The organism is Streptomyces albofaciens JCM 4342 (assembly GCF_008634025.1).
Classification (GTDB): domain Bacteria; phylum Actinomycetota; class Actinomycetes; order Streptomycetales; family Streptomycetaceae; genus Streptomyces; species Streptomyces albofaciens.
Window position 1 is genome coordinate 3097781 of sequence record NZ_PDCM01000002.1, and the last position, 20262, is coordinate 3118042.

Genomic DNA, 20262 nt, shown 5'->3' on the forward strand with positions numbered 1-20262 from the left:
GGCATGCGCCCCTCCGCTTACGTCCGTTATCCGATTTTGACCTGTACGGCAGTCCGGATAGCGGTGTCCGGATGGCAGGATTCCGTCACCAAACGAGGTCGCGACGCCCGAAGGTGTGTGCCCGGCCCCTGCCAGTCGGCTTCTCCCTCATCCGCAGGAGGATCAGCATGACCGCAAGCCCCACCCGTCGCCCGGCCGCCGGCAGGTCTCGTTCAGCCGTGGCCGCGGCGGCCGCGGTCGCGGCCTCGCTGCTGCTGCTCAGCGCCTGCGGTGACCAGACCGACGCGGCCATCGCCAAGCGCGAGGCGGCCAAGAACCGCAACCCGGACGCGCCGCTGTTCAAGCTGCTGCCCAAGGACGTGCAGGACAAGGGCATGATCCAGGTCGGCTCGGACATCTCGTACAAGCCGGTGGAGTTCCGTACCAACGGCGAGGTCACCGGCATCGACCCGGACCTCGCGGACGCCATGGGCAAGGTGCTGGGCGTCAAGCTGAACTTCAACAACGCCACCTTCGACACGCTCATGGGCGGCATGAAGTCCAAGCGCTACGACATCGCCATGTCGGCGATGACGGACACCAAGGACCGCCAGCAGGGCGTGGACAGCACCACCGGCAAGAAGGTCAGCGACGGCGTCGACTTCATCGACTACCTGGACGTCGGCGTCTCGATCTACACCCAGAAGGGCAAGACCCAGGGCATCGACGGCTGGGAAGCCCTGTGCGGCAAGAAGATCGCGGTGCAGCGCGGCACCGTCTCGCACGACCTGGCCAAGGAACAGACGAAGAAGTGCGAGGAGTCCGGCACGGACCCGATCTCCATCGAGGCGTTCGACAACGACACCGAGGCCCAGACCCGGCTGCGCACCGGGGGCGTGGACGCGGTCTCCAGCGACTACCCGGTCGCCGCGTGGGCGGTCAAGGCCTCCGGCGGCGGCAACGACTTCGAGCTGGTCGGCTCGCCGGTCAAGGCCGCCCCGTACGGCATCGCGGTGCCCAAGGACCGGCAGCGGCTGCGCGACGCGCTCAAGGCGGCCATGGAGGCCATCGTGAAGAACGGCAGCTACGCCCAGGTGCTCAAGAAGTGGAACGTCTCCGACGCCGCGGTCAAGGAAGTCAAGCTCAACGGCGGCAGCTGAGCGCGCCGAGCCCCGCCCGGCCGCGTGCCCGCTCCGCCCGCGCACGGCCCGTCCCTCCCGCCGAACGCTGAAAGGCAACACCCGTGTCCGTTGACGTCGACAAGCCGGCCCAGCCGCCGGCGGACGCCCCGCCGCCCGCGCCCGAGCCGATCAAGGCCATCCCCGTCCGCCATTACGGGCGCTGGGTCGCGGCGCTGGTCGTCCTCGCCCTGCTCGCCCTGCTCGTCCGGGCCTTCGCCGCCGGCAAGGTCAACTGGGGCGCGATACCCGACTACATGTTCAACGCGGACATCCTCCGGGGTCTGCGCAACACCCTGCTGATCACGGTGCTGTCGATGGTGATCGGCATCGTGCTGGGTGTGGTCCTCGCCGTGATGCGGCAGTCGAAGAACCCGGTGACCTCGACGGTCGCGTGGTTCTACATCTGGTTCTTCCGCGGCACGCCGGTCTACGTCCAGCTGTTCCTGTGGTTCAACCTGGGCCTGGTCTTCCAGTACATCGACATCATGCCGATCTACAAGGACGAGTGGTCGGACTTCATGACCCCGTTCCTGTGCGCGCTGCTGGGCCTGGGGCTCAACGAGGCCGCGTACATGGCGGAGATCTGCCGCGGCGGTCTGCTGGCCGTGGACGAGGGCCAGACCGAGGCCGCGCACGCGCTGGGCATGAGCCACGGCAAGACGCTGCGCCGGATCATCGTGCCGCAGGCGATGCGGGTGATCGTGCCGCCGACCGGCAACGAGGTCATCAACATGCTCAAGACCTCCTCGCTGGTCATCGCCGTGCAGTACTACGACCTGCTGCAGTCGGCACAGAACGTGGGCCGCGACGCCGGCCCGGTGGTGGAGATGCTCGTCCTCGCCGCCGTCTGGTACCTGATTGCCACCTCGGTGCTCAGCATCGGGCAGTACTACCTGGAGCGGTACTACGCCCGCGGCGCCAGCCGCCAGCTGCCGCCCACGCCGGTCCAGCGGCTGCGGGCCCGGTTCGGCGGCGTCAACCGTACGTCGGCCGGAGGTGCCGCATGACCAGCAAGTCCACCCCCATGGTCAAGGCCGAGGGCGTCCACAAGTCCTTCGGCGCGGCCCACATCCTCAAGGGCATCGACCTGGAGGTCGCGCCCCGCGAGGTGTTCTGCCTGATCGGCCCGTCCGGTTCCGGCAAGTCGACGTTCCTGCGCTGCATCAACCACCTGGAGAAGATCAACGCCGGCCGGCTGTCGGTCGACGGCGAGCTGGTCGGCTACCGGGAGGCCAACGGCAAGCTCTACGAGCTGCGCGACCGCGAGGTCGCCGCGCGCCGCCGCGACATCGGCATGGTCTTCCAGCGCTTCAACCTCTTCCCGCACATGACGGCGCTGGAGAACATCATGGAGGCGCCGGTCCAGGTCAAGGGCGAGGCCAAGGCGTCCGCCCGGGAGCGCGCGCTGAAGCTGCTGGACCGGGTCGGCCTGAAGGACAAGGCGGGCAACTACCCCTCGCAGCTCTCCGGCGGCCAGCAGCAGCGCGTGGCCATCGCCCGCGCGCTGGCCATGGAGCCAAAGCTGATGCTCTTCGACGAGCCGACCTCGGCACTCGACCCGGAGCTGGTCGGCGATGTGCTGGACGTGATGAAGGACCTGGCCTCGGACGGCATGACGATGATCGTCGTCACCCACGAGATGGGCTTCGCGCGCGAGGTCGGCGACTCGCTGGTCTTCATGGACGACGGCGTGGTCGTGGAGTCCGGTCACCCGCGCGACGTGCTGGGCAAGCCGCGGCACGAGCGCACCAAGTCGTTCCTGTCCAAGGTGCTCTGACACCGCCGGGGAAGGGCACGGGACATGCGTGACGGGCGGTACGTACGGGCGCGGCCTTCGCCTTCGTACGTACCGCCCGTCGCGGTCGCGGCCCGCCGGACGGACCGGGCGGGGCCTACTTCAGCCCGAGGACCAGCGCGTCCGTGGGAGAGCGCCACACCGCGCGCGCCTCGCCGAAGCCGGATTCGCGCAGCACCTCGCAGTGCCAGGCGACCGAGGGGGTGTCGCCGTCGGCGTGCTCGCCGTATATCTCGAAGCGCTCGGCGGTCGGCGCGGCGAGCACCGGGTCGGCGGCGGCCCGGTCCCACCAGGCACGCCAGTCGAGCGCGCCCGCCTCCTTGGCCCGCTCCTGGCGCGCGTGCCGGAAGGCGCGCTCGGCGGCGTCGATGCGCGGGGTGTCGCCGTCGGGCATGTGGTCGGCGTTCATGAAGACGCCGCCTTCCCGGACCAGGCCGCCGAGCTGTGCGTAGAGGCCGCGCAGCGGTCCGGTGTGCATCCAGTGCAGGGCGGTGGCGGTGAGCACGGCGTCGTAGGAGTCGTGGGGCAGGGCTGCGGTCCAGCGGGGGTCCTTGAGGTCCGCGCGGACGAACGTCACCCGGTCGTCGCCGTCGAAGTATCCCCGGGCGATGGCGAGCAGCGCCGGGTCGAGGTCCACGCCGACGCTGACGGCCTTGGGGAAGCGCTTGAGCAGCCGGTCGGAGATACTGCCCGTGCCGCAGGCCAGGTCCAGCACCCGGGGCTCGGTGCCCACCAGCGCCTCGACCATGTCGAGCATCACGCGGAACCGTTCCTCGCGGTCCGGCATGTACCACTCCTGCTGGCGGTCCCAACTGTCCTGCCACCCCTGCCAGTCAGTACCGACGACAGTCTCGGTCATACCGTTACCTCCAGGCCGTAATACCCTCGTAGCAACAACACCTATTACGAACACTAGAGCGCGTGCGTAAGGACTACAAGTGGAACTGGCCTATTACTCGGACTACGCCGTTCGCCTGGTCAACACCGAACAGCCCGAGCGCGGCGGCGACACCCTGACCTCGGTGGAAGCCGTGCGCGAGCTGTTCGGACCGGCCCAGCAGATGGCCCGCCGGGCGACCGAGAGCGATGTGACCCGCCTGCGCGCGGTACGGGCGCGGCTGCGCGCCGTCTTCGAGGCCGCGGACGAGGGCGACGAGGTGCGGGCCGTCGACCTGCTCAACGCGCTCATGATGGAGTTCCCGGTCAGCCCCCAGGTCTCCGGCCACGAGTTCCGCGACGAGGACGGGCGCCCCAAGTGGCACATGCACATCGCCGACCACGCGGCCAACGCCACCGCCGGCTACACCGCCACCGCGTCCATGGGCCTGGCCATCCAGCTCACCGACCTGGGCGTGGACCGGCTCGGCATCTGCCGGGCACGCCCGTGCCGCAACGCCTACCTCGACACCTCGACCAACCGCTCCCGGCGCTACTGCTCCGACCGCTGCGCGACCCGCGCCAACGTCGCCGCCTACCGGGCCCGCAAGCGCCAGGACGGCGAGCGCTCGGCCCGTACCGGCCGGACCGCGGAGACCGCCCAGGACAGCGCGCCCGACAGCGAGCGCTGAATCCCGCGCGGCGGCCGCACCCGCACCCACGCGCGGGCGACCACCAGCTCGTCGGGCACCACCCCGAACTCCCGGCTGTCGTTCTCCACGAACGGGTTGTCCCCCTGGACCCACCAGCCGTCCCCGCGCCGCTCCACGGCCCGCTTGACGATCAGCAGGTCCTGGCGGAACGGATGGCGCAGCACGACCACATCACCCGGCCGTACCACCGCTCCGTACTGGACCACCAGCTGGTCGCCGGGCCGCAGCGTCGGCACCATCGACGGGTTGTAGACCTCGGCCAGACCGAAGGCCCTCAGCCATCCCCTGCGCTCCCGCCCCTGCTCCTCCCCCTGCTCCTCCCCCTGCTCCGGCCCGCGTTCTTCCAGCCGCTCCGGCATCCGCCACACCTCCCGGTCCGGGCCCGGTGACCGCCACGGCCCGGTCGTCCGCTCCCGGTCCCATCCTCCATCAGTCCCAGCCTCGCACCGGCCTTTTGCCCTAAGACCCCCGGGGCACCCGAGAAAAGGCTTCCCGCAACGAGTAATCTCGCACCTGAGAAGACGATCACGAGGAAGGACTGAACATGCTTTCCCGCCTGTTCGCCCCCAAGGTGAAGGTCAGCGCCCACTGCGACCTGCCCTGCGGTGTCTACGACCCGGCCCAGGCCCGTATCGAGGCCGAGTCGGTCAAGGCCATCCAGGAGAAGTACCAGGCCAACGAGGACGCGGACTACCGCACCCGCGCCGTCGTCATCAAGGAGCAGCGCGCGGAGCTGGCCAAGCACCACGTCTCGGTGCTGTGGAGCGACTACTTCAAGCCCCCGCACTTCGAGAAGTACCCGGAGCTGCACCAGCTGGTCAACGACACCCTCAAGGCGCTGAGCGCCGCCAAGGGCTCGAACGACCCGGCGACCGGCCAGAAGGCCCTGGACTACATCGCCCAGATCGACAAGATCTTCTGGGAGACGAAGCAGGGCTGACCCGCCCGCCGGCCGGACCGCCGCGCGTCCGTCACCAGGACCGCGACCGCTCCGGCCCCCTTCGCGTCACCGCACCCGGTCCGCGCGGCGCCCTCCCGGCGCCCCGCGGGCCGGGTGCGGCCGTGTGCGGCGGCACCCGGCGGTTTCCAGGCGGCGGCGCGTCCGCGTACCCGCCGGTCGGTCCGGGTTTCGATAGGCTCGGAACGTGACGACAGACCGCTGTCCGGCGGACCACTACGAGGTCGTGGCCCTCGCTTCGTCCGCGGGCGGCATCGAGGCCCTGACCGCGGTCCTCGGCCCGCTCGGGGCGGACCTCCCCGTTCCGGTCCTGGTGGTCCAGCACCTCGACCCACGGCACCGCACGGTCATCGCCGAGCTGCTCACCCGGCGCACCGAGATGCGGGTCAAGCTGGCCGACGCGGACGAGCTCGCCCGCCCCGGCACCGTCTACATCGCACCCCCCGACCGGCACCTCCTGGTGGGGCCCGGAGGTACGCTGACGCTCTCCGGCAGCGAGCTGGTCCACTTCCTGCGCCCCTCCGCCGATCTGCTCTTCGAGTCGGTCGCCGGGGCCTACGGGGCACAGGCGATCGGCTGCGTGCTGACCGGGACCGGCAGCGATGGCGCCATGGGCGTGGACGCCATCAAGTCACGCGGCGGCACGGTGATCTCCGAGGATCCCCGTACGGCTGAATTCAAGGGAATGCCAGAGGCAGCGGTGGGTACGGGATCGGTGGACTTCGTGCTGCCCCTGGAAGAGATCGCCGCGGTCATCCGCGGTCTTGTCGAGACCAAGAGGCAGTAATGGGTGAAGCTCGGGACGTCGAGGCGGATGAGGAACTGGAGGAGTTGCTCGGTTTTCTGAGGGACGCCCGCGGCTTCGACTTCACCGGTTACAAGCGTTCGTCGCTCGGCCGGCGCATCCGCAAACGGATGTCCGATGTCGAAGCCGAGACCTATGCGGATTACCGGGACCGCCTGGAGACGAACGCCGATGAATTCAACGCCCTCTTCAACACCATTCTGATCAATGTGACCTCCTTCTTCCGGGACCCCGACGCCTGGACCTTCCTCCAGCGCGAGGTGGTGCCCGAGGTGCTCGCGGACGCCGGTGCCGACGAGGAGATCCGGGTGTGGAGCGCGGGCTGCTCCAGCGGCGAGGAGGCGTACTCCCTCGCCATCATGTTCGCCGAGGCGATGGGCGTCGACGAGGCCCTGAACCGGGTCAAGATCTACGCCACCGACGTGGACGAGGAGGCGCTCCGCGACGCCCGCTCCGGCCTCTACACGGCCAAGTCGCTGGAACCGCTCAGCCCGGACCTGCGCGACACCTACTTCGAGCAGAACGGCACCCGCTTCAGCTTCCGCACCGACCTGCGCCGCCGCGTGATCTTCGGCCGGCACGACATCACCCGCGACGCCCCGATCTCCCGGCTGGACCTGCTGGTCTGCCGCAACGCGCTGATGTACTTCAACGTCGAGGCGCAGCGGCAGATCATCGACCGGTTCCACTTCGCGCTGCGCGAGCGCGGCTTCCTCTTCCTCGGCAAGGCGGAGATGCTGCTGAACGACGCGGAGCGCTTCGAGGTGCTGAGCATGCGCCAGCGCGCGTTCCGGCGGCGCCCGGGGGACGCCGGCCCGCCGTACCACTCCGCGCCCGCGAAGATCCGGGTGGGGCTGGGCAGCGAGAAGCTGACCACCGCCGCCCGCAGCCGGCAGCTGCGCGACCTGATCCTCGACGCCAACCCGGCCCCGGCCATCGCGGTGGACGGCGAGGGCACCGCGGTGCTCATCAACGCCCAGGCCCGCACCCAGTTCGGACTGACCTCCAACGACATCGGCCGGCCCTTCCAGGACCTGGAAATCTCCTACCGGCCCGTCGAGCTGCGCTCGCTGATCGAGCAGGCCACGCACGAGCGCCGCACGCTGCGCGTCAACGGCGCCGAGCGGCGGGTCGGCGAGGAGACCCAGTACTTCGACATCCTCATCCAGCCGCTGATGGGCGCCAACGGGCTGCTGGCCGCCACGAACATCACCTTCACCGACGTCACCGTGGCCACCCAGCTCAAGTGCGAGAACAAGCGCGTGCGCGAGGACCTGGAGACGGCGTACGAGGAGCTCCAGTCCACGAACGAGGAGCTGGAGACCACCAACGAGGAACTCCAGTCGAGCATCGAGGAACTGGAGACCACCAACGAAGAACTCCAGTCGACCAACGAGGAACTGGAAACGACCAACGAGGAACTCCAGTCGGGCAACGAGGAACTGGAGACGATGAACGAGGAGATGCGCATCCGCACCGAGGAGCTGGACGAGGCCCGCGCCTTCCTCGAAGGCGTCGTCACCTCCATCGCCGCGGGCGTGGTCGTCCTCGACAAGGACATGAAGGTCAAGAGCTGGAACCGCGGCGCGGTGGACATGTGGGGGCTGCGCCCGGACGAGGTCATCGACGAGCCGTTCTTCTCGCTGGACTTCGGGCTGCCCACCGAGATGCTGCGCCCGGCCGTCGAGAAGTGCCTGGAGTCGGGCAAGCGCACGGCCCCCTCCCGGGTCTCGGCCGTCAACCGGATCGGGCGGCCCATCACCTGCAACGTGCTCTGCTCGCCGTTCGACCGGCACAACGGCGGAGTCGTGCTGCTGCTGGAGGCCGACCGCGGAGACAGCAACGACTGAGCGCCACCGGGAGCGTACGCTGTGGACATGCTTTGGGGCTCGGGGAGGGACGTCCAGGCGGAGCTGGCTCGCCGCCGTGCGGCCAGGGCCCGGCAGCGTGCCGAGCACGCCGCCGCGTGCGCCGAGCAGCAGGAAATCCTGGCGGCCTCGGTCGGCAGAGAGCTGCACCAGCATCTGGCGGACGCCTACCGCCGCTCCGCCGAGTGCCACCTGTCCTCCGCCCGGCTCCAGGAGGCGTACGCCGAGCGGATGAGCGCCTGGGGCGGCGACGAGACCAGCCGGCCGCGCTTCATGACGGGGGTGGCGGAGGCCTGCGGGACGCCCAGCGCGGCCCTCACGCTGATGAACGCCGACCACGGCCAGCTCTCCGTCGCCTCGTCCGACGCGCCCTCCCGGACCGCGCAGGACCTGGAGTTCATGCTCGGTGAGGGGCCGGCCCACGACGCGTCGGTGAGCGGCCGCCTGGTCGCCGCGAGCGGGCGGGCCATCGAGCGCCGCTGGCCCGCCTTCGGGCCCGCGCTGACCTCGCTGGGCATCCGCGAGGTGATCACCGCCCCGCTGCGTACGGAAGGCAGCTGCATCGGCGCGCTCGCGGTCTACGACCCGGGCGCCGGACCGGCCGCCGCCGACACGCTCGCGGTCATCGCCGACGCCCTCACCCGCACGGTGCTCCTCGGCCCCGACGCCGACCCCGAGCTGTACGAAGGCGCCGACCACCGCGATTGCGTCCAGCAGGCCGCCGGCATGCTCTCCGTCCAGGCCGGCTGCCGGGTGCAGGACGCGCTCGCACTGATCAAAGCACGGGCATTCGCCGACGGGCAGGCGCCGGACGCCGTCGCACGGCGGATCATCGACGGCACGCTGAAACTCGCCCAGGGCAGCTGAACCCACGAGGGGACTCCCACCCATGACCACAGCTCCGCACCACCTCGCGTCCGTGTTCGTGGAGCTGGCGGGCGGCGGCGCACCGGGACCGCCCGGCGTGCCCACCCTGCTGGCCCGGCTCACCGAGCGCAGCCGGGAACTGCTCGGGGTCCGGGCGACCGCGGTCACCTTCTCCCCCGGCGCCCGGGACGCCCCTCAAGTGGCGGCCTCCGGGCCGGGCCTGCGCCGCCTCGAACAGGACGCGGTCGCCTGGCAGGAGGGGCCGGGCCATGCCTGCCGCCACTCCGGCCGGACACTCGGGGACACGCTTCTGACCGGGACGACGGCCCGGCAGCGCTGGCCGCGCTACACGCCGCGCGCGCTCCGGCTGGGCTGCTCGCGCGTCGCCGCGCTGCCGATACGGGGTCACACCGGACCGGTCGGCGCCCTGGTCCTGCTGGGCTCCCGGCAGACCCCGCTGACCGGCGACCTGATGGCGCTGGGCCAGTCGCTGGCGGACTTCGCCGCGGTGACGCTGCTGCGCGAGCACGAGGTCGAGGCGGGCCGGGTGCTCGCGGCCCAGTTGGAGCACGCCCTGGCCAACCGGGTCGTCATCGAGCAGGCCAAGGGCGCGCTGACCGCCCGGCACGCCCTCTCCCCCGACGCCGCGTTCACCGTGCTCCGCGGCTACGCCCGCTCCCACCAGCGGCTGCTGACCGAGGTCGCCCGCGAGGTGGTCGAAGGCCGGCTCGACCCGGGGCGGCCGCAGGAGTAACGCACCCGCGGGGCCGCGGGTGCCGCCGCGCCCCCGCTCACCTCCCGATCGCCAACGGTCCCTCGTTCCGCACCAGCCACTCCCGGTATGCCGTGCTCTCCCAGGCCACCTCCATGTAGGAGGCGGTGAGGTCGGCGAAGAGGGCGTCGGCGGGGGCGGCCGGGGCGGCGCCGGGGCGGTGGGCCATGAAGAGGCGGACGGCCAGCGGGTCACCGCGCAGGGGGCGGACGGCCATGCCGTACCGGGGGCGGGACGTCGGCTGGCAAGGGGTGACCACCTCGCCCGCCGCGACCAGGTCGGCAGCGGTGAGGTAGTCCCCGTGCACCACCCGGGGATCCAGGCCCGCCGCCGCGAAGACCCGGCGCAGCCCGGTCCACTCGCCGTCCACCGACGGGTCGACCATCCACTGGTCACCGGCCAGGTCGGCGAGATCGACCACCGGGTGGCGGGCCGCCGGGTGGTTCACGGGCAGGGCGACGAACTGCGGTTCGCGGGCGAGGAGTTCCCGCTCGACCAGCCCGTCGGGGCGGCGCAGCGGCGCCCCCTCCACCTCGTGGACGAAGGCCACGTCGAGCTGGCCCATCGCCACCATCTGGAGCAGCGCGTTGGCGGACACGTCGATGCGGATGGTGGTGTCGGTGTCGGGCAGCCTGGCCCGCAGCCGCCGCAGCCAGCCCGCCACGGCCCGGCTGCTGGTGCTGCCGATGCGCAGCGCCGAGCCGCCGGACCGCAGCGAGGCGGAGGCGAGCTCGTCGACCAGCGCCCGCATGTCGGCCACGATCGGCCGGGCCCGGCTCAGCACGGAGTGCCCCAGCGGCGTCGGCCTGCTGCCGGTCCGCTCGCGGAAGAACAACTGGCCACCCAGGGCGTTCTCGATGCGGCGGAGCTGTGCCGTCAGGGAGGGCTGGGTCATGCCCAGCTGCCGGGCCGCCTTGCGTACGCTGCCGGCGTCGGCGATCGCGCACAGCGCACGAAGGTGCCTCACTTCGAGCTCCACGGCCGGAGCATAACGACGTTTGCGCACGTCACACCAGACTCTCCGGCCAGGCTGAGGTCTCTTTCCGCCAGGGGTATCGCCTGGTGCTATCGCCAGCTGTGATCTCCGTGCCCCTCGTGGATCTCGAACAGACTCTCCCGCACCACGAGTTCATCCGCAGGGCCCCGGCCGCCGCCCCACACGGCGACCGTACGGCCCCACGGACGATAAGGAGTCCCCCCACCATGAGATCTCCCAGGACGGCCCTGTCGGCAGCGCTCGGCCTCGGGCTCGCCGCCACCCTGGCCGCCGCGGCCCCCGCGACGGCGGCCTCCGTGTCCGCCGCTCCCCAGGCCCACCGGGTCACGGCCGCCGCCTACGTCGGCTCGGCCGCCGAGAAGGCCGACACGAAGGCGTTCTTCCAGGCGGTCATGAAGTCGGTCAAGGCCAAGCGGGCCGCGCACCCGGGCCTGAAGACCGTCACCGTCACCTATGACGCGAGCGCGGCGCCGACGTTCAAGAGCCAGATAGCCAAGAGCGCCCAGATCTGGAACGGCGCGGTGCAGAACGTCAAGCTCCAGGAAGGCAGCGGCGGCGACTTCCAGTACCGCGAGGGCAACGACGCCCGCGGCTCGTACGCCAGCACCGACGGCCACGGCAAGGGCTTCGTCTTCCTGGACTACCAGCAGAACCAGGAGTACGACTCGGTCCGCGTGACCACCCACGAGACCGGCCACGTGCTGGGCCTGCCGGACCACTACGAGGGTCCGTGCAGCGAGCTGATGTCCGGCGGCGGCCCCGGCCCGTCCTGCACGAACGCCCAGCCGGACCGGACCGAGCGGGCCAAGGTGGACCAGCTCTGGGCCAACGGCCTCAAGGGCGTACGGTTCTGACCGGCGTCGTCCCCCGGCAGGTCCGGTAAGGCGTGCCAGCGCCACGGACCCGGAAATCTACGGTGCGCGAGCACCACGGTCCGACAGCGCCTACGCGCGCGGCGGGTTCACCGGAGCCCTGCCGTGCGCGTAGGCGTTCCGCACACTTCGCGCCGTTGCGCCCGTGCCTCAGTGCGCCAGCTCGCGGCTCCACGCCTCCAGTACGGGGTCGCCGTCGTCGGAGCGGCGCAGCCGGCCGGCCGGCTGCCATCCCCAGGCCCGTACCGTGGAGCGCGCCGCCACGTTGGTCATGTCGACCAGGGTGACGGCCATGACGGCGGTGCTCCGGATCAGCAGGGTCTCCTGGAGCCGGGTGGCGACATGGCCGCGCCGGTGGGTGGGCAGCACCATCAGTTCGGCGACGACGAACACCCGACCGGAGGCCGTCAGTTCCTCCACGTCGCGGGGGACCTGGCCGTTGAATCCCTGCCACAGCCGGCCGTCCCGCTCGGCGGGGAAGCCGTAGGCGCAGCCGACCAGCGCCGGGTCGCTGGCGATCACCATCTCGAAGCCGGGGCGCTGGACGTGCTCGGCGAACCGCTGCAGAAAGGCCCCCCGTTCGCGGAACTCCTCGCCCGAGGGTTCGCGGTACGCCTCGACGTACAGGTCGGCGACGGCCTCGCGCTGTGCCTCGGCCTGCCACCGGGTCAGGCGCCGCAAGAAGACTTCTGCCATCCGGCCCTCCCACAAGGTCCCAGAAATCACCTTCGGTTGAGGAAGTACTCCTCCACGAGGCCGCTGTCGAGCGTGCCGTCGACGACCTGGCGGGCCAGGTCGGGCAGTCGGCGGCGGTGGGCGCGCGCGTAGGACCGGAGGTTTTCGAACGCCTCGTCCACACTCGTCCCCCAGCGTTCGGCGAGGATGCCCTTGGCCTGTTCGATGACGATGCGGGAGCTGAGCGCGTTCCGCAACTGCGTGCGCTCGATGTGGCCGCGCTCCAGACCGCGCTGCTGTATGACGGTGACGGTCAGCAGGTCGGCCAGCGACCGGGCGAACGCCCCGCCCCGCTCGCCGAGGGGCGCGGTCCCGGCGCAGAAGAGGACGACGACGCCGACGGCCCGGGAGCGCAGCCGCATCGGTACGACGTGTGCCGTCAGGTAGCCGTGCTCGCGTGCGAGGGCGGTGAACCGCGGCCACCGTGCGGCGGTGCGCGGGTCGGTCAGGGCGATGTCGGTCTCGGCCACGCCGCTGCGGTGGCAGTCCGCGTACGGGGACCGGATGTCGACCGGTCCGGCCTGCTCCAGCAGGCGGGCGGTGTCGGCGGAGGCCGCCATCACGTGCAGTCGGTCCTCGGCGTCGGCGAGGAGCACGGCGGCCGCGTCGGCGCCGACCAGGTCGGCGCAGTGGGCGGAGAGCCGGCGCAGCAGGCCGGCGGTGTCCACGTCGCCGACGGCTCCCCCCGGCTGGTCCGCCCGAGCCGTTGCCAGGCACTCTTCCCGGGCCATGCAAACCATCCCTCTCCCTCGTCGGCCGACGGTGCCCGTCCTCGTCTTCGGGTCGCGGTCGCATGGCTACTATGCCCCGGGCAAACCATTCACGGGGAGACCCGCGGCAACGCACGGTTCACGGGGAGCAGTTCGCCATCTGGTCGCAGCGCGCGTCCCGCACGGTGGCGTAGCGGGGGAACCGGCCGGTCAGCCGGGTGGCGGTGAACAGGGTGGCGATGCCGCGCTGGGCGTGTACGACGCGGAGCCAGCCGCCCTGTTCCACGGCCCAGGCCTGCGCGTCGCACAGCTCCCGCAGTGCGGCGCAGTCCATGAAGGTCACCGCGCCGAGGTCGACGATCAGCCGGGGCGCGCCGGTGGAGCGGCGGTGGCCCTGGCGCAGCAGGTCACGGAAGCGCGGCGCCGTCATGACGTCCAGCTCCCCTTCGGGCCGCACTACTTCGATCTTGCTCACGCCGGTCCGGCGGTGAAGGTCCATGCGGTGAAGGTCCATGCGGTGAAGGTCCATACGGTGGAGGTCCATAGCGATCCCGCCCCTGACGTCGAACGTGCACGTACTGACTCGTATTCGTGCGAACCGGGGTCCGGGGCACCGCGCCACCAGCGTATTCCGGCCCGGCGTCGGACGGCGGTGAAGAAAGGTTCCGTTCGAAACTCGGCCCCATTCGTTCACCCGTGCGGGTGTGGCGTCGCACGGACGAGCCCACCCGGCGCGCCCGGTCCCGCCGGTGCCCCTCAGCCCCAGAGCAGGTGGGCGAGTCCCACACCGGCGAACACCGCGCCGAGGGCGGCGGCCACGCTCGCCACCGCGTTGGCCGCGGCCGGCCACCGCGCGCCGTCGGCGGCCAGCCGGAGCGTCTCGTACGAGAAGGTCGAGTACGTCGTCAGCGCGCCGCACAGGCCGGTGCCGGCCAGCAGGAGCAGCCGCGAGGATCCGGCGCCCGCCGCCACCGCGCCGGTGACCAGGCCCAGCACCAGCGAGCCGACGACGTTGACCGCGAACGTGCCCCAGGGGAACACCGTGTCGTGCCGGGCCTGTACGAAGCGGTCGGCCAGGAACCGCAGCGGCGCGCCGGCCATCGCGCCGACCACGACGAGGAGCCAGTTCACCGCGCGCTTCCCCCGTCCGCCGGGCCGTCGCCGTCCGCGCCCGTGCCCCCGTCCTCGCCGGACCGGCCCCCGTACCGGATCACCTCGCAGGGTTCGAGGGTCACCAGGCCCCCGGTGACCAGTTCGTCCAGCTGCGGCAGGAAACCGCGTACCCGCTCTTCGGTGTCCACGACGACCACCGCCACGGGCAGGTCCTCGCTGAGCGAGAGCAGGCGCTGGGTGTGCACGACGGCGGAGGCGCCGAAGCCCTCGGTGCCGCGGAAGACACTGGCGCCCGCGAGACCCGCGGCGCGGGCGCGGTGCACGATCTCGGCGTACAGCGGCTTGTGGTGCCAGGTGTCGCACTCGCCCAGGTAGACGGTCAGGCGCAGCGCAGCGCCGGTAAGCCCGCTCATGCCGTCCGCCCCTCTCGTCCGTGCCGGGTCAGTACGTACCGCGTACCCGCCAGCGCGGCCCAGGCCGCCGCCAGCGCGCCGAGCAGGGTGGCCGCGAGGTAGGCCAGGGCGAGGGCCGGACGGCCGGTGGTCAGCAGGTGTTCGATGTCCACGGCGTACGTGGAGAAGGTGGTGAAGCCGCCGAGGACGCCGGTGCCGAGGAACGGGCGCAGCAGGTGGTGCGGAGTGCCCCGTTCGGTGATCACGGCCATCAGGACGCCCATCAGGGCGCAGCCGACGATGTTGATCAGCAGCGTGGCCGCGGGGAAGGTGCCGGGGGCGGTGGGCCACAGGAGGCCGGCGCCGTAGCGGGCGGCCGCGCCGGTGCCGCCGCCGAGCGCGACGGCGCCGATGACCGGCCACTGGCCCCGCCAGGGCGGTCCGGGGCGCGGGCGTTCCCGGGGCGGTGCGGTGGTGTGCGGTACGGCCGGGGCGGACGTGGCGTCGGCCGTCAGGGGGCGGGGGGCTCCGGTGCTCATGCGTCTCCTACTCGCGCGGTGCGTGCGTGGCTGCGTTCCGCTCTGCAAGCAGGGACCGTTGGCGGTCTCCGGCGACCGCGGTTCGGGTCCGGCGGGCCCCACCGCCGGGCGGTGATCGGTCGATCACCGGCGCCCTCAGGTTAACCCCGGCCGTTTGACACCGCCAAACATGGGATGTTCCCATCACCGGTGGAATCGAGAGGGAGGATGGCGTCCATGCCGCTGCGCAGCACCGCCCGCACCAGCCTGGTGGGCCTGGTCATCGAGCAGATGGAACGCCTGATCGCCGAGGGCGAGTGGGCGGTCGGCGAGAAGATCCCGGCCGAGCCGGTCCTGGTCGAGACGCTGGACGTGGGCCGCAACACGGTCCGCGAGGCGGTGCGCGCCCTGGTGCACACCGGGATGCTGGAGCCGCGCCAGGGCGACGGCACGTACGTACGGGCCAGCAGCGACTTCGGGGCGGCGGTGCAGCGCAGGCTGCGCCGGGCCGCGGACCTGGAGGCGTACGAGGTGCGTGCCTCGCTGGAGCGCGACGCGGCCCGCTACGCGGCCCAGCGCCGCACCGGCGAGGACCTGGCCGCCCTGCGGTCGGCGCTCGCCGAGCGGGACCGGGCCTGGTCGAACAGCGACATCGGCGCGTTCATCGACGCGGACGTGCGCTTCCACCGGACCGTCGCGGCGGCCGCGCACAACAGCGTGCTCGCGGAGCTGTACGAGCACCTCAGCGACGCGCTGCGCGGCACCCTCCAGGCCGTCATCCGCCGGCCGCTGCCCGATTCCGTACGCCACCAGTTCGACGCGCACACCGCCATCGTCGACGCGATCGAGGCCCGGGACCCGGACGCCGCCGAACGTGCGGCGCTGGAGCACCTGACGGAGGCCATGGACGCGCTGCGCGAGGCGCGGCCCGAGGACGGCGGACCGGCGGCGGACGCCCCCGGCGCGTGAAGCGGGCCGGCACGTGAACCAAGCCCAGGAAGAAGAAGACCATGCATGACGACGGACCGGCCGCCACACTGAGCGCGCCCGGCACCGGCGGCGCCGCGCGGCCGGACGTGCCCGCCGGCGAGACCGCCCCGCACGCCCCGCCGCCGGGCGCCGCCGGACGCCGCGCCCTCTACTTGGGCGCCGGCGTCATCCTCCTCGCGCTCAACCTGCGCCCCGCCCTGGTCGCCGTGTCGCCGCTGGCGAACACCATCCGCGACGAGAGCGGGATGTCCGCCGCGGCCACCAGTCTGCTGACCGCGCTGCCGCTGCTCTGCTTCGGCCTGCTGGCCCCGGTCGCGCCGCGGCTCGGCCGCCGCTTCGGCATGGAGCGCTCGCTGCTCGGCACCATGGCGCTGATCTGCGCGGGCACCGCGCTGCGGCTGGTGGACTCGGTGGCCGCGCTGTTCGCCGGGACGATCGTCATCGGCGCGGGCATAGCCGTCGCCAACGTGCTGCTGCCCGGCCTGATCAAGCGCGACTTCGCGGCCCGGTCCGGGCTGATGACCGGGCTGTACTCCATGTCGCTGTTCGGCGGCGCGGCACTGGCCGCCGGGGTCACCGTGCCGGTGCAGCGCGCGGCCGGGCTGAGCTGGCAGGCCACGCTCGCGTGCTGGGGCGCGCTGGCGGTCGTCGCGCTGGTGGTGTGGCTGCCGCAGACCCGCAGCCGTACGCGTACCGCCGCGGCCACCGCCCGCGAGGCCGCCCACCCGGTGCGCGGCCTGTGGCGCTCCCCGCTGGCCTGGCAGGTCACCGCCTACATGGGATTGCAGTCGCTCAGCTACTACGCGGCGGCGGCCTGGCTGCCGACCATGCTCACCGACGCCGGGATGAGCTCGGGCGACGCGGGCTGGATGCTGTCGTTCTCCTCGCTGCTGGGCATCGCGGGCTCGTTCCTGGCGCCGGTGATCGTCGGGCGGCGGCTGCCGGCGGGCGCGCTGGCCACGCTCGGCGCGGTGCTGTGCGCGGCCGGGTTCGCCGGGATGCTGGCCGCGCCGGCCGGCGGCGCGTACGTGTGGATGACGCTGCTGGGCCTGGGGCAGGGCGCGGCCATCAGCCTGGCCCTGCTGTTCATCGTGCAGCGCGCGCCGGACATCCGGCACACCGCGCAGCTGTCCAGCATGGCCCAGTGCTTCGGCTACATCCTCGCGGCCACCGGGCCCGCGGTGCTGGGCGCCGTGCACGACGCCTCGGGCGGCTGGACGGTGCCCGTGATCGTGCTGCTGGCCCTGCTGGTCCCGCAGGTGGCGATGGGGCTGGGCGCGGCCCGGCCCCGGCACGTCGCGGGCCGCTGAGGCCCGTACACCGCCGGATCCGTGTCCGTACGGGAGGGAGCGCGCGGGTTCGCCGCGCCTCCCGTTCGGCCGGGCGGGCGGGCCATACTGGGTGCCGTGTCGGTGATCAGCAACCTCCGTAAAGCGGTCCGGCTGCCGCAGCAACGGCGCCGCGGTGTCGACCTCAGCCACCCGGCGCGCTCGCCGCTGGGCACCGCCGTGGTGAACTGCGCGGTCTACGAGAAGGGCGTGCGCCAGCCCGGCGACCACCCGGCCGAGGACGCGGTCCGCCGGGTCCGTGAGTCGGGGAACGGCTTCGTGTGGATCGGTCTGCACGAGCCGTCGGAGGCGGAGTTCGCCGGCATCGCCGAGCTGTTCGGGCTGCACCCGCTCGCCGTCGAGGACGCGGTGCACGCCCACCAGCGGCCGAAGCTGGAGCGCTACGACAGCTCGCTGTTCACGGTGTTCAAGACGGTCCGCTACGTGGAGCACGACCGGCTGACCGAGACCAGCGAGGTGGTCGACACCGGCGAGATCATGGTCTTCACCGGCGCCGACTTCGTCGTCACGGTCCGGCACGGCGGCCACGGCTCGCTCGGCCCGCTGCGCGAGCAGCTGGAGTCCGACCCGGAGCAGCTGGCCGTCGGCCCGTCGGCGGTGCTGCACGCCATCGCCGACCTGGTGGTGGACGACTATCTGGACGTCGCCGCCGCCGTGCAGGACGACATCGACGACGTCGAGAGCGAGGTCTTCGCCGAGAGTCCGCGCCGTACGAAGAGCGGGGAACGGGGCGGCGGCACCAAGGGCGCCGGCACCGGCGCGGGCCGGATCTACCAGCTCAAGCGCGAGCTGCTGGAGCTGAAGCGGGCGGTGGCGCCGCTGGGCGGCCCGCTGCACGCGCTGGCCACCCGGCCGATGGCGCTGGTGGATCCGCACATCACCACGTACTTCCGGGACGTGTCGGACCACCTGGAGCGGGTGACCGAGCAGATCACGGCCTTCGACGAACTGCTCAACTCCATACTCCAGGCGCACCTCGCGCAGGTGACCGTGGCGCAGAACGAGGACATGCGCCGGATCAGCGCCTGGGTGGCGATCCTCGCCGTGCCGACCATGGTGTGCGGGATCTACGGCATGAACTTCGAGCACATGCCGGAGAAGCACTGGACGTTCGGCTATCCGCTGATCATGGCCGTGACGCTCACCCTCTGCTTCCTCATCCACCGGGGCTTCAAGCGCAACGGGTGGCTGTAGGGCCCCCGGGCCACCGCGCCACCGGTTCACCGCGCCCCCGGTTGCGCCCCCAGTTCACCGGGGCCCGGACCCCGGACCCCAAGCCCCGGACCCCGACCCCTGGGCCCCGTGCCCCGGCCGCTAGCCCAGGTAGCCGTCCGGGCGGATCAGGAAGGTGTCGCCCGGCGCCGCCGCGTAGGCCGTGAAGGCGTGGCCCTCGGCGTCGGTGACGTACCGCCCGTGGCCGGGCACCTCGCCGGGGCGCAGCACGGCGTACGCGTGCTCCTCGTCCGGGGCGGGCGCCCCGAAGACCAGCCGGGTGAAGTGCGGGCCGCGGAAGAGGTCGAAGAGGCGGACGCCCTTGCCGTCCGCGTCGAGCAGCGGGGCGTCCGGGGCGCGGTCGCCGGTGACGAGGGGGCCGGTGGCGTCCGGGGCGCGGTAGGTGATGTCGAGGCCGAAGCCCTCCTCGCCGCGCTTGTGCGCGTCCGCGTCGCCCGCCACGTACTTGTCCAGCAGGCCGGTGCTCACGCCGAGCACGCGCTCCGCGACCGCCCGCCGCTCGGTCTCGTAACTGTCGAGCGCGGTCTCCGCGGCCAGCTTCCAGCCGAGGTTGTACGCGTCCTGCACGCCCGTGTTCAGCCCCTGGCCGCCGGTCGGCGGGTGGACGTGCGCGGCGTCGCCGGCCAGGAAGACCCGCCCCACCCGGTACCGCTCGGCGAGCCGCACGTTCGGCCGCCACACCGTCGACCAGCCGTGCCCGGTCAGGCGCACCCCGGGCGCGAACCGGTCCAGCGCGGCCTGCATCGTCTCCAGTGAGGCGTCGTCGCCGTCCCCGAGCGGCGTGATCAGCTGGAAGCGCCCGGTGCCCGGCAGCGGGGTCAGCGCGACGCCCTTCATCGGTTCGTCCGCCGCGGCGAACCAGTGGCCGACCGTGAGGTCGAGGCCCGGTGCGGTCACATCGCCGACCAGCACCCGGAAGGACTCGTCGGTGACGCCGGGGAAGGCCACGCCGATCGCCTTGCGCACGAAGCTGGCGCCGCCGTCCGCCCCCACCAGGTAGTCGAACCGGTCCTCCGCACCGGTGGCGAACCGCGCGGTCACCCCGTCCGCGTCCTGCATGAGCCCGGTCAGCTCGGTGCCCAGCTCGACGCGTACGCCGAACTCGGCCAGCCGGTCCCGCAGGATGCCCTCGGTCTGCGACTGGCCCAGCACCCAGCCGTTCGGGTACGGGACGTCCGGGCGGGGGTCGCGCGGCTCGGCCATCCAGTGCTCGCCGGCGAACCGGCCGTCGAGGTGCAGGCGCAGCGGTGCCGGCGGCGCCCCGGCCGCGCGGACGGCGTCCAGCACGCCGAGGTCGTCGAAGACCTCCAGCGTGCGCGGCTGGAGGCCGTCGCCGCGCGAGCCGTCGAAGTACGCGGTCGCCTTGTCGGCCACCCGTACCCCGACGCCGCGCCGGGCCAGCTCGATCCCCAGCGTCAGTCCGGTCGGTCCCCCGCCCACGACGAGTACCCGCATGACGAACCCCTCTCGGTGAAATCCGATTCACTGAACTTGGATTCATCGTGCGGGCTGCTAGCGTGCGCTGTCAAGGAAGCGGGA

Annotated in this window: 23 protein-coding genes; 13 read left to right on the forward strand and 10 right to left on the reverse strand. The window is 72.3% G+C overall.

Features of this window, described 5'->3' with window-relative positions; all coding sequences use genetic code 11:
• The first annotated feature begins 167 nt into the window (after positions 1–167).
• The 3 genes from CP973_RS33270 (at position 168) to CP973_RS33280 (ending at position 2937) form a co-directional block, all read left to right on the forward strand.
• Complete coding sequence (locus CP973_RS33270; RefSeq protein WP_150247514.1) at positions 168–1139, forward strand: ABC transporter substrate-binding protein; 972 nt, start codon at positions 168–170, stop codon at positions 1137–1139.
• An 83-nt stretch (positions 1140–1222) separates the two neighbouring features.
• On the forward strand, positions 1223–2167 hold the full coding sequence (locus CP973_RS33275; RefSeq protein ID WP_150247515.1) for an amino acid ABC transporter permease: 945 nt from the start codon (positions 1223–1225) through the stop codon (positions 2165–2167).
• A gap of 17 nt (positions 2168–2184) precedes the next feature.
• Positions 2185–2937 carry an amino acid ABC transporter ATP-binding protein gene (locus tag CP973_RS33280; RefSeq protein WP_150250644.1) on the forward strand — a complete coding sequence of 251 codons (753 nt, stop codon included), beginning with the start codon at positions 2185–2187 and terminating at the stop codon, positions 2935–2937.
• 115 nt (positions 2938–3052) lie between these two features.
• Here the strand turns inward: CP973_RS33280 and CP973_RS33285 are convergent, their stop codons facing one another.
• Positions 3053–3814 carry a class I SAM-dependent methyltransferase gene (locus tag CP973_RS33285; RefSeq protein WP_150247516.1) on the reverse strand — a complete coding sequence of 254 codons (762 nt, stop codon included), beginning with the start codon at positions 3812–3814 and terminating at the stop codon, positions 3053–3055.
• Positions 3815–3893: 79 nt separating this feature from the next.
• On the opposite strand from CP973_RS33285, the gene CP973_RS33290 reads away from it, so the two are divergent.
• On the forward strand, positions 3894–4523 hold the full coding sequence (locus CP973_RS33290; RefSeq protein WP_150247517.1) for a CGNR zinc finger domain-containing protein: 630 nt from the start codon (positions 3894–3896) through the stop codon (positions 4521–4523).
• Here CP973_RS33290 and sodX read toward each other — a convergent pair.
• Positions 4427–4903, reverse strand: a complete 477-nt coding sequence (gene sodX, locus CP973_RS33295; RefSeq protein WP_150247518.1) for a nickel-type superoxide dismutase maturation protease — start codon at positions 4901–4903, stop codon at positions 4427–4429. The two genes, CP973_RS33290 and sodX, sit on opposite strands and share 97 nt — an antisense overlap.
• A 185-nt stretch (positions 4904–5088) precedes the next feature.
• Here sodX and sodN point away from each other — a divergent pair, with 185 nt between their 5' ends.
• The 5 genes from sodN (at position 5089) to CP973_RS33320 (ending at position 9796) form a co-directional block, all read left to right on the forward strand.
• On the forward strand, positions 5089–5484 hold the full coding sequence (gene sodN, locus CP973_RS33300) for a superoxide dismutase, Ni (protein ID WP_003984579.1): 396 nt from the start codon (positions 5089–5091) through the stop codon (positions 5482–5484).
• A gap of 205 nt (positions 5485–5689) precedes the next feature.
• Positions 5690–6289, forward strand: coding sequence for a chemotaxis protein CheB (locus CP973_RS33305; RefSeq protein ID WP_150247519.1), 600 nt, complete (start codon positions 5690–5692; stop codon positions 6287–6289).
• Positions 6289–8157 (forward strand): CheR family methyltransferase, encoded by a 1869-nt coding sequence (locus CP973_RS33310; RefSeq protein WP_150247520.1) that lies wholly within the window; start codon positions 6289–6291, stop codon positions 8155–8157. The genes CP973_RS33305 and CP973_RS33310 overlap by 1 nt, the downstream gene beginning before the upstream one ends.
• Positions 8158–8184: 27 nt before the next feature.
• Positions 8185–9042: a GAF domain-containing protein gene (locus tag CP973_RS33315; RefSeq protein WP_244410174.1), complete on the forward strand. Its 858-nt coding sequence runs from the start codon at positions 8185–8187 to the stop codon at positions 9040–9042.
• A gap of 22 nt (positions 9043–9064) precedes the next feature.
• Positions 9065–9796: a GAF and ANTAR domain-containing protein gene (locus CP973_RS33320; protein WP_150247522.1), complete on the forward strand. Its 732-nt coding sequence runs from the start codon at positions 9065–9067 to the stop codon at positions 9794–9796.
• Between the two features lie 37 nt (positions 9797–9833).
• Here CP973_RS33320 and CP973_RS33325 read toward each other — a convergent pair whose 3' ends face one another.
• Positions 9834–10781 carry a LysR family transcriptional regulator gene (locus CP973_RS33325; protein ID WP_150250646.1) on the reverse strand — a complete coding sequence of 316 codons (948 nt, stop codon included), beginning with the start codon at positions 10779–10781 and terminating at the stop codon, positions 9834–9836.
• Between the two features lie 236 nt (positions 10782–11017).
• Between CP973_RS33325 and snpA the strand changes: the two genes are divergently transcribed.
• Entirely contained in the window at positions 11018–11665 is a 648-nt protein-coding gene (gene snpA, locus CP973_RS33330; RefSeq protein ID WP_150247523.1) for a snapalysin, read from the forward strand.
• Between the two features lie 168 nt (positions 11666–11833).
• On the opposite strand, the gene CP973_RS33335 is transcribed toward snpA, so the two are convergent.
• The 6 genes from CP973_RS33335 to crcB (CP973_RS33360) form a co-directional block, all read right to left on the reverse strand.
• On the reverse strand, positions 11834–12379 hold the full coding sequence (locus CP973_RS33335) for a GNAT family N-acetyltransferase (protein ID WP_150247524.1): 546 nt from the start codon (positions 12377–12379) through the stop codon (positions 11834–11836).
• A 26-nt stretch (positions 12380–12405) separates the two neighbouring features.
• Positions 12406–13149, reverse strand: a complete 744-nt coding sequence (locus CP973_RS33340) for an ANTAR domain-containing protein (RefSeq protein WP_167538557.1) — start codon at positions 13147–13149, stop codon at positions 12406–12408.
• A 118-nt stretch (positions 13150–13267) separates the two neighbouring features.
• Positions 13268–13627: an STAS domain-containing protein gene (locus tag CP973_RS33345; RefSeq protein WP_244410176.1), complete on the reverse strand. Its 360-nt coding sequence runs from the start codon at positions 13625–13627 to the stop codon at positions 13268–13270.
• Positions 13628–13884: 257 nt separating this feature from the next.
• The gene (gene crcB / locus CP973_RS33350) at positions 13885–14259 is read right to left on the reverse strand and encodes a fluoride efflux transporter CrcB (protein ID WP_150247527.1); all 375 of its coding nucleotides are present in this window, start codon (positions 14257–14259) and stop codon (positions 13885–13887) included.
• Positions 14256–14654, reverse strand: coding sequence for a DUF190 domain-containing protein (locus tag CP973_RS33355; RefSeq protein ID WP_150247528.1), 399 nt, complete (start codon positions 14652–14654; stop codon positions 14256–14258). The genes crcB (CP973_RS33350) and CP973_RS33355 overlap by 4 nt, the downstream gene beginning before the upstream one ends.
• Positions 14651–15172: a fluoride efflux transporter CrcB gene (crcB, locus tag CP973_RS33360; RefSeq protein WP_150247529.1), complete on the reverse strand. Its 522-nt coding sequence runs from the start codon at positions 15170–15172 to the stop codon at positions 14651–14653. Before crcB (CP973_RS33360) ends, CP973_RS33355 begins: the two co-directional genes overlap by 4 nt.
• Positions 15173–15388: 216 nt before the next feature.
• Here crcB (CP973_RS33360) and CP973_RS33365 point away from each other — a divergent pair, with 216 nt between their 5' ends.
• From CP973_RS33365 to CP973_RS33375, 3 genes are all read left to right on the forward strand, one after another.
• The gene (locus CP973_RS33365) at positions 15389–16120 is read left to right on the forward strand and encodes a FadR/GntR family transcriptional regulator (protein ID WP_150247530.1); all 732 of its coding nucleotides are present in this window, start codon (positions 15389–15391) and stop codon (positions 16118–16120) included.
• Between the two features lie 41 nt (positions 16121–16161).
• Positions 16162–17451, forward strand: a complete 1290-nt coding sequence (locus CP973_RS33370; protein WP_150247531.1) for a CynX/NimT family MFS transporter — start codon at positions 16162–16164, stop codon at positions 17449–17451.
• 102 nt (positions 17452–17553) lie between these two features.
• The gene (locus CP973_RS33375; RefSeq protein ID WP_150250648.1) at positions 17554–18684 is read left to right on the forward strand and encodes a magnesium and cobalt transport protein CorA; all 1131 of its coding nucleotides are present in this window, start codon (positions 17554–17556) and stop codon (positions 18682–18684) included.
• 120 nt (positions 18685–18804) lie between these two features.
• On the opposite strand, the gene CP973_RS33380 is transcribed toward CP973_RS33375, so the two are convergent.
• Positions 18805–20178, reverse strand: coding sequence for an FAD-dependent monooxygenase (locus CP973_RS33380; protein ID WP_150247532.1), 1374 nt, complete (start codon positions 20176–20178; stop codon positions 18805–18807).
• Between the last annotated feature and the right edge of the window lie 84 nt (positions 20179–20262).